The 15,813-nt window shown below is 45.5% G+C and carries 13 protein-coding genes and 1 tRNA gene; 5 read left to right on the top strand and 9 right to left on the bottom strand.

Features of this window, described 5'->3' with window-relative positions; genetic code table 11:
* Positions 1 to 15: 15 nt before the first annotated feature.
* Positions 16 to 100, top strand: a tRNA-Tyr gene (locus tag F0232_RS17725).
* Positions 101 to 649: 549 nt separating this feature from the next.
* Here the strand turns inward: F0232_RS17725 and F0232_RS17730 are convergent.
* Positions 650 to 1,564, bottom strand: a complete 915-nt coding sequence (locus tag F0232_RS17730) for a Tim44 domain-containing protein (RefSeq protein WP_008220669.1) — start codon at positions 1,562 to 1,564, stop codon at positions 650 to 652.
* A 197-nt stretch (positions 1,565 to 1,761) separates the two neighbouring features.
* On the opposite strand from F0232_RS17730, the gene F0232_RS17735 reads away from it, so the two are divergent.
* From F0232_RS17735 to F0232_RS17745, 3 genes are all read left to right on the top strand, one after another.
* Complete coding sequence (locus tag F0232_RS17735) at positions 1,762 to 2,352, top strand: TetR/AcrR family transcriptional regulator (protein WP_008220667.1); 591 nt, start codon at positions 1,762 to 1,764, stop codon at positions 2,350 to 2,352.
* A 17-nt stretch (positions 2,353 to 2,369) separates the two neighbouring features.
* A complete protein-coding gene (locus F0232_RS17740; RefSeq protein WP_105059193.1) occupies positions 2,370 to 4,244 on the top strand; it encodes an MFS transporter in 1,875 nt (624 codons plus the stop codon).
* Between the two features lie 147 nt (positions 4,245 to 4,391).
* A complete protein-coding gene (locus F0232_RS17745) occupies positions 4,392 to 5,312 on the top strand; it encodes a YeiH family protein (protein WP_061033648.1) in 921 nt (306 codons plus the stop codon).
* A gap of 119 nt (positions 5,313 to 5,431) precedes the next feature.
* Here the strand turns inward: F0232_RS17745 and F0232_RS17750 are convergent, their stop codons facing one another.
* Positions 5,432 to 5,596, bottom strand: coding sequence for a hypothetical protein (locus F0232_RS17750; RefSeq protein ID WP_008220662.1), 165 nt, complete (start codon positions 5,594 to 5,596; stop codon positions 5,432 to 5,434).
* A 106-nt stretch (positions 5,597 to 5,702) separates the two neighbouring features.
* Complete coding sequence (locus tag F0232_RS17755) at positions 5,703 to 6,581, bottom strand: LysR substrate-binding domain-containing protein (protein WP_105059192.1); 879 nt, start codon at positions 6,579 to 6,581, stop codon at positions 5,703 to 5,705.
* Positions 6,582 to 6,775: 194 nt separating this feature from the next.
* On the opposite strand from F0232_RS17755, the gene nagE reads away from it, so the two are divergent.
* Positions 6,776 to 8,221 carry an N-acetylglucosamine-specific PTS transporter subunit IIBC gene (gene nagE / locus F0232_RS17760; protein ID WP_171750954.1) on the top strand — a complete coding sequence of 482 codons (1,446 nt, stop codon included), beginning with the start codon at positions 6,776 to 6,778 and terminating at the stop codon, positions 8,219 to 8,221.
* A 111-nt stretch (positions 8,222 to 8,332) separates the two neighbouring features.
* On the opposite strand, the gene menE is transcribed toward nagE, so the two are convergent.
* The 6 genes from menE to F0232_RS17790 all read right to left on the bottom strand — a co-directional run bounded on the left by menE (position 8,333) and on the right by F0232_RS17790 (position 15,706).
* Positions 8,333 to 9,763 carry an o-succinylbenzoate--CoA ligase gene (menE, locus tag F0232_RS17765; protein ID WP_105059190.1) on the bottom strand — a complete coding sequence of 477 codons (1,431 nt, stop codon included), beginning with the start codon at positions 9,761 to 9,763 and terminating at the stop codon, positions 8,333 to 8,335.
* Positions 9,764 to 9,815: 52 nt separating this feature from the next.
* Positions 9,816 to 10,823, bottom strand: a complete 1,008-nt coding sequence (gene menC / locus F0232_RS17770) for an o-succinylbenzoate synthase (RefSeq protein WP_105059189.1) — start codon at positions 10,821 to 10,823, stop codon at positions 9,816 to 9,818.
* Between the two features lie 75 nt (positions 10,824 to 10,898).
* Entirely contained in the window at positions 10,899 to 11,765 is an 867-nt protein-coding gene (gene menB, locus F0232_RS17775) for a 1,4-dihydroxy-2-naphthoyl-CoA synthase (protein ID WP_105059188.1), read from the bottom strand.
* 105 nt (positions 11,766 to 11,870) lie between these two features.
* Positions 11,871 to 12,668, bottom strand: coding sequence for a 2-succinyl-6-hydroxy-2,4-cyclohexadiene-1-carboxylate synthase (gene menH / locus F0232_RS17780; RefSeq protein WP_105059187.1), 798 nt, complete (start codon positions 12,666 to 12,668; stop codon positions 11,871 to 11,873).
* Between the two features lie 9 nt (positions 12,669 to 12,677).
* On the bottom strand, positions 12,678 to 14,402 hold the full coding sequence (menD, locus tag F0232_RS17785) for a 2-succinyl-5-enolpyruvyl-6-hydroxy-3-cyclohexene-1-carboxylic-acid synthase (protein WP_105059186.1): 1,725 nt from the start codon (positions 14,400 to 14,402) through the stop codon (positions 12,678 to 12,680).
* On the bottom strand, positions 14,399 to 15,706 hold the full coding sequence (locus F0232_RS17790) for an isochorismate synthase MenF (RefSeq protein ID WP_105059376.1): 1,308 nt from the start codon (positions 15,704 to 15,706) through the stop codon (positions 14,399 to 14,401). The genes menD and F0232_RS17790 overlap by 4 nt, the downstream gene beginning before the upstream one ends.
* Positions 15,707 to 15,813: the final 107 nt, after the last annotated feature.

A 15,813-nucleotide genomic window follows, 5' to 3' on the forward strand; every position in this document is an offset into this window, starting at 1 on the left:
AGTAAGACACACCCTGGAGGGGTTCCCGAGTGGCCAAAGGGAGCAGACTGTAAATCTGCCGGCACTGCCTTCGATGGTTCGAATCCGTCTCCCTCCACCATATTATCCTTAATTGGAAAATCGAAAAGCCAACTCATTGAGTTGGCTTTTTTCGTTTCTAACATTCCATATCTCTCAGCGTAACTTCTCTTCTAAACGTTAGAACACTGCAATACCGATCTTATCGTAAGGTAGTTGATACCTTTGAACTTACCGATGAATCAATCACTCCAAACCTCCATATTATGCTTACAAACCAAATAAGCTGCGCAACCTAAGCAGTTTGTCGAAACAGGGGCTTCGCAGTCATCCACTATTTTCTGTTTCTCCTGCGATGAAAGTTCAGGCTCTAATATAGGCTCAAAAAACCTCGTCATATCAACCAACTCCTAAGTTTTATTTGGTTAAGTAACTAATTAAGAACATTAAAATGAGTAACTTACATTGAGGTTAGCCCACCTTATTCCCAGGCCTTCCCTAACTAGATCTCTTCTAGCCACTTGCAGAGTCAAACGACCAGACACAAAAAAGCCCCTACAGATTTCTCCGTCGGGGCTTTTAATAATCAAAGCACTGGTTTGCTAACTTATTCTGTTAGCCGTGCCAGAGATTAACCTTGAATACCAACAATCAACCAAGGTGCGTTGTCGGTTGTTAGGTCACGCTCTAAGTGCCAGATATCAGTGATGTCTTCTTCGATACCTTCCGCAGAATCACGGTAGCGACCGCTAAACTGTAGGCTTAGCTGTGCTTTGCTGCCGTCATGGTCTGCACGAACGATTTCAGCATCAACGTACATTACATCTGTGTGCTGATCACCGTCTAGCTTGCTACGCTCAGCTTTTAGGTCTTCGAAAAGGCTTGGAGACACGTATTCTTCAATCGTGCTTAGCTCGTTGTGGTTCCATGCACCTTGCAGTGTACGGTAGTGCTCACGAGAGCCGTTGATGAATGCCGCTTGATCAAAACCCGGTGGGTAGTTATGTGGAACATCACTTTGCGCACCAAAACCAAAGCCACCAGCAGTGCCTTGTGATTGAGGTTGTGCTTGCTCGAAGTTATGAACATTTGGCTGTTGCGTTGGTTGTTCAAACTTGTTTTGTCCCATACCGCCGAATGCTGGCTGTTGGCCTCGTGCATTCTGCTGATTCATAGAACCCTGCTTCGCGCCAAGCATGCCACGTAGGAACTTAAACGCTAGGAAAGCAATCAGACCCATAATCAGAATATCCATGAACTGGATACCTTCAAATGCGCCACCGAAGAATGCTGCTAGTAGACCACCTGCGAGTAAACCGCCTAGCAGACCGCCCATAAGGCCTTTCTTGCTAGAGTTAGCCGCTGTGTTCTTACCGGCTTGATCTTGTCGGATTGAATTCGTGTTCTGTTGTTGCTGTTTGGGTGCAGGAGCCGTTTTGAAACTCTTACCAAAAGACTTACCACCACCAAACTTTTTCGCTTCCGCGATTGGTGTCACCGCGACTGATACCATCAGAATCGCGACTAGTGAGAAAAATCGTTTCATTATTATCCTTTATAGGTTTCTTTATCTTTCGACACCTTAATCATACTCGTTAACAAAGCACAATGAAATATTCACTGTGTTTACACATGTTTCATAATATTGCGGCGATTAGTTGATTACTAAACTAGCGAAGGGATTGACGGCACTCAGGGGCAGCATTAAAATATTGAACGATGTTCATTTACTAGAAACTACTCATGGCACGCAGAAACGACCACACTCGAGAACAATTGATCCAGCTGACTTTAAATACAGTGACAGACTTTTTAGAGCAGCACTCCTATCACGAGTTGAGCCTACGAAAAATCGCGAACATGATTGGTTATGTACCGAGTACCCTGGTAAATGTGTTCGGTAACTACAATCTTTTGCTTCTTCATGTTGTAGCTAAAACCCTGGATGAGCTCGCGGCTGAATCTGCAGCTGCCGTTGAACAATCAAGCAATGCACAGCAAGCATTATTTAATCTTGCATACTGCTACCACGACTTTGCGCAAAAGCACCCACACCGTTGGCAGCTTATCTTTGAGCACAACATGAACGGTGAAAACCTACCTGAATGGCAATCCAACCGTATCGATAAGATGACTGGCATGTTAGAGCAATTGTTAATCGCAATTGCACCTGAACATACGGAAAGCGAAGTCGTTAAAGCGAGCCGTGTATTATGGTCTGGCGTGCACGGAATTACACTTCTGAGTGTTGACGATAAGTTTTTCGCATCTGAGCCTATCGATGGTAAAGAGTTGATTAATAACCTAGTCTCAAACTACTTAACCAACTGGTAAGCATTCAAGGAAAGACAATGAACAACAGCAGCCAATCTTCGCTGTTAACGCAAAAAAGGTTCCTACCCTACTTTATTACCCAGTTTCTGGGAGCCTTTAACGACAACATATTCAAAAATGTTCTGTTGCTGTTTGTTGCTTTCGCAAGCGTAGACACACTACCTATCTCCAGCAACCTATTCATAAACTTGGCGGCTGGGCTATTTATTCTGCCCTTCTTCCTGTTCTCAGCTTTAGCTGGTGTACTGGCTGACAAATACGAAAAATCTTGGTTCATCCGTAAAGTGAAGCTGCTTGAAGTGGTGATCATGTCGCTGGGTGCGATTGGTTTTATCTACGAAAGCTACGGTATCTTACTTCTACTTCTGTTTCTAATGGGAACGCAGAGTGCCTTCTTTGGACCGGTAAAATACGCGCTACTCCCTCAGCAACTAGAAACAAAAGAACTCGTTTCAGGTAACGCATTAGTTGAGACAGGTACATTTCTAGCAATTTTAATTGGTACTTTGGGTGCCGGTATTATTGCATCGGAAGAGAGCGCGAAGCTGGTTGCAGCAATTTGTATTGTGTCATTTGCTGTGCTTGGCTACGTATCAAGCTGCTTTATTCCTGAAGCACCAAGCAATGCGCCAGATCTTAAAGTGAAATGGCAGCCAATCAAGCTGACCAAAGCAACACTCGCGATTGCAAAAAAAGACCGACCAACCTTCCAAGCTTTAATGTCTATAAGCTGGTTTTGGTTCCTTGGCGCGACCTACTTAACCCAATTCCCAAACTTCACTAAGCTGCATTTGAATGGCACTGAGAGTTCTGTTGCCTTTTTGCTGGCGCTATTCTCTGTAGGCATTGCCATTGGCTCTCTAGCCTGTGACAAGCTTTCCAATCACCGAATTGAGATCGGCATTGTGCCAATGGGCAGTTTAGGAATTTCAATCTTTGGCTTGCTGATGGCGACATCCATCCCTGAGTCTTTGCCCGAATTTGGCTCTTTCCAGCAATTTGTGACTTACTCCGAGCTATGGCCGCTGTTTGCTTATCTACTGCTGCTTGGCATCTCTGGTGGTATCTTTATTGTTCCACTTTATTCACTGATGCAGCTACGCGCGAAACCAGACGAGCGTGCTCAAGTGATTGCAGGGCTAAATATCTACAACTCGCTGTTCATGGTAGGTAGCGCTGTGATGGGCATCGTATGCTTAAGCGTGCTTGAATTATCCATTCCACAGCTGTTTGTACTGCTGGCGCTATTGAATACCTTCGTGATGCTTTACCTGTTCTATCAGGTACCCATTTACGCCTTCCGCTTCTTCACTTGGGTCGTCACGCACACCATGTACCGTGTTAAGCACAAGAATCTGCACAACCTACCTGAAAACGGTGGAGCGTTGATTGTTTGTAACCACGTCAGCTATATGGATGCACTGCTACTCAGCGCGGTTTGCCCTCGCCTGATTCGTTTTGTCATGGAAGAAGACTATGCCAAGCTTCCGCCATTAAGACGCTTCTTGAAAAGAGCTGGAGTGATTCCTATCTCATCCACCAACCGCCGCTCGATTCGCAACGCTTTCAACGAGGTTGAACAAGCCCTACATGAAGGTCATATCGTGTGTATCTTCCCGGAAGGTAAACTCACCTCAGATGGCGAGGTTGCAGAATTCATGCGTGGTATGGAGCTGATTATCCGACGTTCTCCCGTACCAGTCATTCCAATGGCTCTCAAAGGGTTATGGGGCAGCTACTTCAGTCGCTATAAAGGCCGAGCATGCAAAGGGTTGCCAACTCGTTTCTGGACAAAGCTAGAGATCGAAACAGGTGAGCCAATTTCACCGGCCGATGCATCTTGTGAAACTCTGCATCAGGCTGTTGCTGATCTACGTGGCTCTCAAAGATAATTAGCTTAAAATAAGTCCAAATGTCCCTCCTGAACAGACGTTTAGTTTTTCTTAACGTTTGTTCAATTCATTTAGACTTACTTATCATCAAGTTAAGCGTATAGTCTTCGCTACGCTGCCATAACCAGAAACGATAAAAATAATATAATGAAAATGAATAAATCCATTCCATTTTATCTTGCTGCTCTATTTTGCTTAACCCCATGGGTAAGCTCCCCTACTGCGCTGGTTATCGGTTTCCTGCTTGCGAGCTTAGGTTTAGTGCCAGAAAACGTAGAAGTCGGCAAACTGACTAAGAAACTACTGGCCTACTCAATTGTCGGCTTGGGCTTTGGCATTCAGTTTGAGAAAGCACTAGCGGTGACTGGTGACGGTATTGGTTTGATCATTACCACAATTATCGGCACGCTGGTTATTGGCTGGTTCTTAGCAAAACGCATGGGGCTGGACCGTACTACGGGTTACCTGATTTCTTCTGGTACCGCCATTTGTGGTGGTAGCGCGATTGCAGCGGTCGCTCCGGCAATCAAAGCAGAAGACGAACAGATTGGTTTAGCTTTGGCTACCGTCTTTGTATTGAACTCTGTAGCACTGTTCTTATTCCCGATGATTGGTCATGCACTTGAATTGAGCCAACAAACGTTCGGTACCTGGGCTGCGATCGCGATTCACGATACTTCTTCAGTTGTTGGTGCTGCCTCTGCATATGGTGAAGAAGCACTGACTACCGCAACAACACTTAAGCTCGCGCGTGCATTGTGGATCATCCCAATCGCTTTGGTTAGCGCAATGATCTTCAAGAGCGATCAAAAGAAGATTACCGTGCCTTACTTCATTTTCTTCTACTGTGCAGCTATCGCAGTCAGCGACTTGTTGCCACAATTTGAAGTGGTATACCAAGGCATTTTTGACGTGTCTAAGCGTGCATTGGTTGTGTGTCTATTCTTAATTGGCTGCGGTATCTCTGTAGAGAAACTGAAAGCGGCGGGACCAAAGCCATTGATGTTTGGTATTACGATGTGGGTAATGATCTCTACAGGTTCATTAGCGTGGTTGACCCTCGCATAACCTCTAGGGAGTTAAATCTCTAACAAGATCACTAAGCTCGAAGATCGAAACAGGAAGTAAAAAGGCAAAGCTCATATGGGCTTTGCCTTTATCGTTTTTGATACATTTCGACCAATTCGCTATTCAAACAGGGGCTTATCACTCTTCTTGCTCTCTCTTTTCATCAAAACCAATACCACAACTAACACAAATGCAGTAAGTTCAGCTAACGAACGCGTCAGCCCTGACGATGTGATGGCTTGGCCTATCTGCAGTAACACTGCAATGATGAGGGCAATTTTCATAATAAGACCTTATTCTATAATCCGTTATTTATATGGCTTATTATGATGGATGGTTATAAAGATAATAAATTCTGTTTTGAACTATCTAATTGCTAAATTAACTAACCTAGTTCAACTGCCCTTCTAACCACTTGATAAAGGTTCTAACTTTAGGCCGCTTTTCGGTGCCAAGCGGGCAGATGAGATCATATCCTTTATCTGTCTCCATGCTTGGGTAAGGCGTAATTAGCTCTCCCGTCTCAATGTATTGCTTCACGAAGTGATAACGCCCCATCGCAACGCCAATATTGAACAAAGCACTCTTAACGCCCATATCTCGGTGACTCACACAATAAAACTGCTCGAACAGATTCACATCCAAATTATTGTGCTTAATCCAGCGCTGCCAAACGTCGGAGCCTAACGCATGAATAAAGTTAATCCTATTAAGCGACTCCAAACCATCATCAAAGATCTTGTGTTCTGCAGCATAACTCGGCGTACAAACCGGAATGTACTTTTCACCAAAAAGGCGTTGTCGGTGCATGTCTTTAAGATCTTCCGCACCGTAATAGATTGCTATATCAAGGTGGTTTTGGTGAAAGTCCTGTTCCTCTTGCGAAAAGATATTGAGATTAAACTTAGGGTATCTTTTCTTAAAGTCTGCGAGCCTAGGCAACAACCAGCTATTAGCAAACGCTGGGCTAGTACCAATATTGATCTGCCCATAGAGATCGGTGTTGGTAATGTCTTCAATCTCACCAAAAATCGAGCTTAACGACTTAGACAAAGTTCGTTGAAAGCGCTGACCTTCTTCGGTCAACTCAAGCTTGCGTGTGCCTCGTACAAACAAGTTAAAGCCAAGCTCACCTTCTAACACCTTAATACGATGACTCACCGCTCCTTGTGTTAAATGAAGCTTTTTAGCAGCCAGCGTAAAGCTCATTTTCTCTGCTGCGACATTAAAGGTATGAAGATTTCTAAGTAAAGACTGATGGTTTGCCATAAGCACTCATGCATTAAAAATTTTAATTCATGGTACTACCCGTTTCGTTTGTTTGCATTAAGAAATAAGTTTCTAATAGCCGCAGTTACTTAAAATACTGCATTGATCAATATTTGGTTGCAAATACTGGTGAGCAGAAACATTAAAAAAATTAATTTCAAAATTTAGGGGCACGTATGAATATACTTGGGTATATGCAAAAAGTAGGTAAGGCATTGATGGTTCCCGTAGCCACACTGCCAGCTGCGGCAATCCTTATGGGTATTGGCTACTGGTTGGATCCTGTTGGATGGGGTTCGGAAAGTATTTTGGCCGCATTCTTGATCAAATCTGGCGGTGCGATCATTGATAACATGGCCGTTCTCTTTGCAGTCGGTGTCGCATTTGGCTTAAGCCGAGACAAAAATGGCTCTGCGGCGCTATCTGGTTTCGTGATGTTCCTTGTCGTCACCACGTTGCTAAACCCAGGCTCAGTCGCACAGTTGCTTAATGTTGAGGCAAGTGAAGTGCCAGCCGCTTTTGGCAAAATCAGCAACCAATTCGTAGGTATCATTGTGGGTATCATCTCTGCTGAGATCTACAACCGCTACTCAACCGTTGAACTTCCTCAAGCTCTAGCGTTCTTCAGCGGTAAGCGTTTGGTTCCTATCCTGACCTCAATCGCAGGTATGGCTCTCTCCTTTGCTCTTCTTTACATCTGGCCAGCTGTTTACGACGCTCTGATCGTTCTGGGTATTAAACTAGAAAGCATGGGCGCAGTCGGTGCTGGTCTGTTTGGTTTCTTCAACCGTTTGTTCCTATCAGTTGGTATGCACCACGCTCTTTACCCTGTGTTCTGGTTCGACGTTGTCGGTATTAACGACATTCCAAACTTCCTAGGCGGCGCGCAATCTATCGCTAACGGTACGGGTATTCCAGGTAAAACTGGCATGTACCAAGCGGGCTTCTTCCCTATCATGATGTTTGGCCTACCAGCAGCAGCATTGGCGATGTATCACTGTTCTGATGCGAAAAATAAGAACCAAGTATTCGCTATCATGCTTGCGGCAGCTATGGCTTCATTCTTCACGGGTATCACAGAGCCACTAGAATTCAGCTTCATGTTCCTTGCTCCTGTACTGTTCCTACTGCACGCAGTATTAACAGGTCTATCACTTTACATTGCGGCAAGCATGGAATGGATGGCAGGCTTCGGATTCTCAGCAGGATTTGTTGACCTGGTACTGTCTAGCCAAAACCCACTAGCAGTGAACTGGTACATGCTATTGGTGCAAGGTGTTGTGTTCTTCGCGCTGTACTACTGCATCTTCCGCTTCGCTATCATCAAATTCAACCTACGTACTCCAGGTCGTGGTGAAGAGATGGAAGCTGAAGGCGAGACTGCATCTCCTGAAGCACTCGTGAACCTAACTAACAACTACATTGAAGCGATTGGCGGTGCGGACAACATCCTAGAAGTTGATAACTGCATCACTCGCCTACGCCTAACGGTAAAAGACTCTTCAATCGCCGACAGTGACAAACTGAAGAAACTAGGAGCAGCAGGTGTGGTTCCGGTGGGTAAAGGTGGACTGCAAGTTATCATTGGCTTAGGAAAAGTGGATAAGGTCGCAGAACAAATGAAAAAGGCTCTCGCTTAACACGGCACCTTTTGATGACAAGATAAAACAATAAGAATTTGTGATGGCTTCACCACCATCACACCCCCCTGAAGCGCAATTACGACTAGTCACCGTGTATTGCGCTTCGTTTTATTTAGAACGAACCTCTTGTAACCACTGCGCCAATCCCGCTCTCGATACCTTGATGCCTAATTGTTCTTGCTCTGGCATGCGGTAGTAGTCGATAGGGAACTTAAATCGCTCTAGGCTTCCTTGTAGCTGTTCGGCAAACCACACTTTGGTTGGCATTTCATCACAGTCAATAATCGCAACGGGTCTAAAGCCAAATTCACTGTCTTCAACGGGTATAATAAAGGCTTGCTTAACCTCAGGAAGTTGACCAAGTGCCCTCTCAATTTCTTCACAGTGAATATTCTCACCGCCAGAAATAAACTGATTATCGGCTCTGCCAATAATCGACACTTGCTCGCCATGCCATTGACCAAGATCTTTACTATCAAACCAGCCATTCTCATCCACTAAAGGGGTTAAAGTACCTTGATAGTAGTAACCAGAAGCGAGGGTATTACCTCCAATATAGATACGTTGGTTTTCTATTTTCAATTGGCGATGATTAAGCACAAAACCGGCAGTGCTGCTCGCATCAACAAGCTTTGCTGTCACCGTTGAGGCCGCTTCCGTCATGCCATAACCAAGCCAAGTCTCAATCCCCATTTGCTGAGCTTCAAGGCCAAGCGCTTCTGGAATATGGCTGCCACCTAATAGCACATGAGTTAAAGTAAGTGCTTGCTTACTCTTTAATAGCCTATGTAGCTGAGTAGCGACCAACGAAGCATGACTACAGCCCTTGATATCGGATTCAAGCTGACCAATACCCATTTTTATACAGCCACCAGAAACTAGCCAACGATGAACAATCGCCAGCCCTGACACATGGTACATAGGCAAACTCAGCAGCCAAGTATCACTGTCTTTAAATTGGAAGACGTCCAGTAACCCGGCAGCTGAATACAGGTGCTGCGCAAGTGTGTGAGCCACCGCTTTAGGGTTTCCAGTCGAACCCGAAGTGAATACGATACTCGCGAGGTTCTGAGGGCTAAAACCAGAAAGTCTTGACGTTGCTGCTAGTTTGTCATCAACATCTAAGTCGCTCAAACAAGGCAATGTAAGTAACTGAGTGTTTGGTTCAGCAAGGTCTGGTTGATTTAAACCACTGCTCTCTAACAGCCATAAGTAACGTCTATCCGACGGCCTATAAAGCGATTCAAGCTTTTGCGTTAAGCGAGCTGAAGGTTGGGGCATGGTGAACGCACAAAGTACACCTAAATTAAGTGCCGCGAGATAAACGGGGATCACTTCGGCTTGGTTCTTACCAACAATAGTCAACACATCTCCTTCTGAGAGACCTTGTTCTGATAGCTGTTGTTGGTAATCACTCACTAACGCCACAACTTGCAGCCAAGTGTAAGCACGGTTGGGTGTGACGAATGCTGTTTGATGTGGGTTGTGCTGCGTCCACTGTACCCAGAGCGGGTGATGATTAGATTGTAGGCGCATCATAAGATAACCAAGTTAAAGATTGAAAACTGATTGAGTCAACCGAACAATCGGCTTATGAAGACCAAATCAGCTGCTGCTGTTCAAGACTCGCAACAGGAAGCTGGCAACCTGGCCATGGCAATTCTAGCTGTTGTTGATACAAACCAATCGTATCAAGCCCCGGCACTTCATTAGGCAAGTACTGCTGTGCCAATCGCGCAATCTGAGTTAAGCCAAGGCTCGACTCAATACTTGAGCTTAAAACAGGCTTAATGCCAAGTTGTTGTGCACGTTCAATGATTGCCACACAGCGCTCTACCGAGCCGATTAAGGTTGGCTTAATTACCACAGCCTTAACGCCAGTTAAGTCACTTAAATCAAACTCAGGGTTACGCACCGCTTCTTGCAGTGTCTCGTCCCAAGCAATTGCTACGCCGTGGTCGATGGCAAAGGCCAAGCTGTCTTCTGGCTTTTGGCAAGGTTCTTCAATAAAGCTAATACGCTGACGCAGTGACGGCGAAATGTACTTAATGAACTGCTTCGCTTTCTCTGGCTTCCACGCGCGGTTGGCATCAAGTCTTAGCGTTAAATCAGGGATCGACTCAAGAAATAAGCTAACTAGCATGCCATCACGGATCGCTTCGTAGAGGCCGACTTTCACTTTCGCGACCTTCTCGCCTACCATCTCATTCAATACAGGGATCAGTTCATCTGGATCGCCTGTACACAAAGGCGCCGCTTGGTAGTTACCTTGAGCGTTAAGATCGCCTCGCAATTCCATCATCGCCATTGAAAAGCCAAACGCGACAGAAGGATACAGCTCGTCGAAAGGCGTTTGAGGTTTATTGTGGCTCCAAAGCTCTAATTCGTGTTGAAGCTGAATGCCAGCTTGTTCGGCATCTTCTTGGCTAAAACCGGGCAAAGGCGCAACTTCGCCAAGACCAGTTTTACCATCACACTCAAGTTGGATGATATAGCCAACGCGTTCGTTCAACTTATTGTCACGAAGCACCACGCCACTATCCATAGGTAATTGATAACGGTAAAGTTTAGCGTGACGCTGAGAATTCACTGAGTTCATAAAGTTTCCTAAAAAACGGGGAACATCAAAACAAAACGAGCCGCTATTAGCGACTCATTTTGAAGAGGAGAAATACTATGGATTACGCGGAAATTTGTCGAAATCAGGTCGACGTTTCTCGTTAAACGCATTTCGGCCTTCTTGACCTTCCTCTGTCATGTAGAACATCATGGTTGCATTACCTGCAAGCTCTTGCAGACCTGCTTGGCCATCACAGTCGGCATTCAGCGCTGCTTTCAGACAACGTAGCGCCATTGGGCTGTGTTGTAGAACTTCACGACACCAACGAACGGTTTCTTTTTCTAGGTCAGCGACAGGCACAACCGTGTTCACCAAGCCCATATCCAATGCTTCTTGAGCATCGTAGAAACGACATAGGAACCAGATTTCGCGCGCTTTCTTCTGGCCAACAATGCGAGCCATGTAAGAAGCACCCCAACCGCCATCGAATGAACCCACTTTAGGACCCGTCTGACCGAACTGGGCATTTTCAGCGGCAATAGTAAGGTCTGCCATCATGTGAAGTACATGACCGCCACCGACTGCCCAACCCGATACCGCTGCGATTACTGGCTTGGGACAAGTACGAATTTGACGTTGGAAATCAAGTACGTTCAGGTGGTGTGTACCTGAATCATCTTGATAGCCGCCGTAGTCACCACGAATACTTTGGTCACCACCAGAACAGAACGCCTTCTCACCAAGACCAGTCAAAATGATTACGCCAACTTTCTCGTCGTAACGAGCGTCAGCCAGAGCATTAATCATCTCATTTACGGTTTGTGGACGGAACGCATTGTGTACTTGAGGGCGAGCAATCGTGATTTTCGCAATACCGTCTTCAGACTTGTGGTATTGAATATCTTCATATTGACTGCTTTCATCGCGCCAGTTAACGGCTGCGTAAAGTTCTTCTTCTGTGATGCCTACTGTTTTAGCCATGGTGATTCCCATTGTTCTATTAGAGAGCGCGACTAGTGTAGAGTCGCGACGGTGTTGCTCTGCTTTCTATAGCGCTTGATACGAGAGACACGCTCAGTCAGTTCATCAACGACTGGCGATACATTGGATAATCAAGTTTGAAAACATCTCTGGTTGTTCAAAATGAACATTATGACCAGCGTAATCAACCTGACTATATTCAAAGCCACTATTCTCAGCTAGCTCCATGAATTTACGATCTTTTTCTCCACATACATAATGCAATAAATGCTCATGAGATTTCAATGTGGCACGTAAATCCGGTTGCTTAGCTAACGAAGTAGATAACAACATATTTGCTACGGATACACCAAGGTTACCACTACGCTTTATGACCAAAGTTTGTCTTTGCTCATGATTTAGTGAAGAAAAGACGCTTTGTTGATACCAATCGTCTAAAACATCTTCAATCGACTGCTGTGCAAAACGAACAGCCCATTGCGTATCATGTACTAACCTTTGTGCTCTTTCTTCATCACATTCCAAGCCAAAATTGCCACCTTCAATGATGACTTTCTCGAGGTTGAGCGTCTCAAAGCAAGGGCTTGTCACCCCATACATAGCGAGCCTTCCGCCCATAGAATACCCAATCACTACGATAGGATAATCGGCAGGAAGATCGTTGAGAGCCAGTTGGGATGTGATGCACTGGACAATTTTCTTGCAGCAATGATCAAACCCTACCGGATCGATAAAGCGACTTTGTCCGTGTCCGGGTAAATCTATGCAAAGGAGAGGAAAATCCTCGAGGAATGGATGACATGCACTCCAATCATCCCCGCTTCCGAGTAAACCATGTAAGAAAACAAGCAAAGGTTTGTCAGAAGAATCTTGTACAGCTGGGTAATAATCGGAGTAAAGCATGTAAAGTCCTTAGGCTAATGCCTCGGTGAGCATTGAACTCAATTGTTTCAGCAAGGTAGACGCTTGTTCGGGGGGCGTCTTAACTTCCACGAGCAAGGTACCCTGACCCTGTTCGAAATGTTGTTCGATAATGGTTTGATAGCAATTCAAGGTTTCTGGCGCAGCGTACCCCAACTGGAATTGCGCAGCAGCGTGTTCAAAACTGAAACCATGAGGCATTTGATAAAGTGATTGTTTCTGTTGTTCTGGTACCGGCAATAAATCAAAGATCGCACCGCCATCATTGTTGGTCACAACAATAACCATCGGCGTTAAATTATGAGTCAGTAGAGCCAGTGAGTTGAGGTCGTAAAGCAAAGAAGTATCGCCAATCAACATCAACAAAGGATTTTGGTTGGCTTTCACTACACCCGCAGCCGTCGCCACCAAGCCATCAATGCCCGATGCACCACGATTGCTGTAAACTCGATTTGCAGATATTGAAGACAGCATATCCACCAGCCTTACCATCAAGCTGTTTCCCACAAACAACTCTCTGTCTTTAAGTCTAGACGACAAGTCAACCGCAACACTCAACTCGGTCAGTTGGTCATTATTGGATATTTGTGCGAGTGCGAGTTGCTGAACGGTATTCGCCACCTCGATTAAAGGCGTCGCCCAACCCGAGTGTTTGCCCAACAACGTTGGCAGGTGTTGATCGGTTATCCATGACTCAATATTGGCAACAATATGAGTTTGAGGCAGATGGTCTTGATTTATACGGTGCACATCAGGTGAAACCACAACATATTGCGTGCAATCGAACCAAGCCGCTTGTGACTTAACCCATTGGTTTAATCGCTTAGAAACAATGCGCTCACCAAACTGAAGAATAAAATCACACTGGTTGAGTTGCTCTTTGACTGAGTCACTTTGTAACCACAGATCATAATGCTTCCAATCACTACTCACGCCCGATTGAGGATCACAGAAAGTTGGCCAGCCCAAAGCAGAAGCAAACTGCTGCGCTTTTGTTGCCGCTTCTTTATCAATCGAACCAATAATCACCGCACCTTTACGCGCTAGGTAATCGCCCAGCGCTATCGGTTGTACAGTCAAATGATTGGGTAAACAGGTATTAGAATACGGGATTGTTGACGAGCTCCACCGAGCGATACTGTTAGTGTAGTCAGCATACATCTCAGCACTGTTCTTAGAATAGAGCGGCTCTGGGAACGGACAATTGATGTGAATCGCACCGCCAAAACTGCTTTGTTTCGCCAGTGCGTTATCAACCGACGTCAAAAGCCAATTCAAAGAAACTTGTGTCGTTGGACTTGGAAGGTTTAATGCCGTTTCAACGTGAGACGAAAAAATACCCTGCTGCTGAATCGCTTGGTTAGCACCACAGTCGACTAAATCGATTGGCCGATCGGAGGTCAGCAAGATTAGCTTTTCTCGCGTTAATCCAGATTCAGCGGTCGCTGGTAGAAGGTTAGCCACAGCAGTACCGGACGTAACAATCACCGCAACTGGCTTGTTGCTCGCTTTAGCCAAACCTAAAGCAAGGAAGCCAAGCCCGCGCTCATCAAAATGCGTGTGTAAAGTGAGCTTAGAGTTAGCTTCGGCTTCGAGTGTTAATGGTGTTGAGCGAGAGCCTGGCGCGATGCAAACATGTTCAACACCACTGCGGACAAGCTCTTCAAGTAATGTGTTACACCAAACTCTGTTTAATACCGCTTGGTCGTGACTCATGATGCCACACCCAATGGTGGGTGATCAGAAATCAGGCTAAGCAAGGTCGACATCTTCTTATTCAGTTCTTGCCACTCATGCTCTGCTACCGATCCAGGCACGATCCCCGCGCCTGCAAACAGCTGTACTTGATCGTTTACAATCAATGCACTTCGAATTGCCACACAAAATTCCGCTCGTTGGTGACTGATGTAACCGACAGAACCGGCGTACCAGCCTCTAGCAAACGGTTCGTGTTCAAGAATGAAGTCCATTGCTTCTTTACGCGGTAGTCCTGCTACTGCTGCTGTAGGTTGTAAAGCGGCAAGCAACTGAACGCCATTAACACCGTTATTAAGCTGCGCATGAATATTTCGTTTTAGGTGCTGCACCTTACGCAGACGAACCAGACGCGCTTCTTTCTCTACGTGTACAGATTGTGAATGAGGCGTGAGACGCTCAATGATGTCATCGACCACATATTGGTTCTCATTGAGGTTTTTAGTGTCTTGAGAAAGCCAGTTGGCTAGCTCCATATCCTCAGTCGCGTTCTCGCCACGACCAATAGTCCCAGCCAGTGCTTCCGTATCGAGCTCGGTGCCATGTCGACTATATAGGCGCTCAGGCGTCGAACCAATAAAGCTGTGTTTTGAATCCAGTACCAACATAAAGTGGAAGCTGTGGTGATTTTGCAGATAGCTCGCTTTAAGTAGTTGAGCAGCACAAATAGGCGCATCAAGCTTTAGCGTCGTTTTACGTGCCAAAACCACTTTCTTATATTCTTCGTCGCTAATGCCTTTAAGCACCTTCTCAACCAAACCACCCCACTGTTCTCTTTCTGGAACGTGGTTAATCTGTTCAATATGGGCAGACAAGGGAGCCAATATCGCAGCATCAACAGACAGCTTATTCAGAGCATTAATCGACGCAACACGATCAGGCGATAAGTTAACGGCCAGAGACCAAGTGTCGTCAAAGCGGATCAATTCTATCTGAGGAAGAAAGAAGAAAGATTCCATGCAGCGGCGATTTTTTTCAGTATGGCCGTCAAATGAACGTCCACCCCAGATTCGTTGGTCTTCACCTAGAATCGCATACGCGGGTGCTGGATCTGAAAATGTGTGTAACTGGCCAAGCGCAACCACCTCTTCACGAGTGTCGCGTGACTGCCAGTAGAACTTAGGAAAAAGCGGTTGAGCATGAAGCCATTCGATAAATGCAAACGATGGTTTTTGCGTGAGAACTTCAACACAACGAACTTCGCTTGCTTGGGCATTTTGTACTCGCTCAATCAAAGCGGAGATAGTTTGCTGGAAATGTGACAAATCGACCTCGTTCACATCTAAATTCTTATTATATTAGTTTGATACTTTATGGGTAGCACCCACTTAGATCAAGAATGTCCGATATCTTTTCAACATTCCTGTGACTT

It is taken from the genome of Vibrio sp. T3Y01 (assembly GCF_013114525.1).
Taxonomy (GTDB): domain Bacteria; phylum Pseudomonadota; class Gammaproteobacteria; order Enterobacterales; family Vibrionaceae; genus Vibrio; species Vibrio chagasii_B.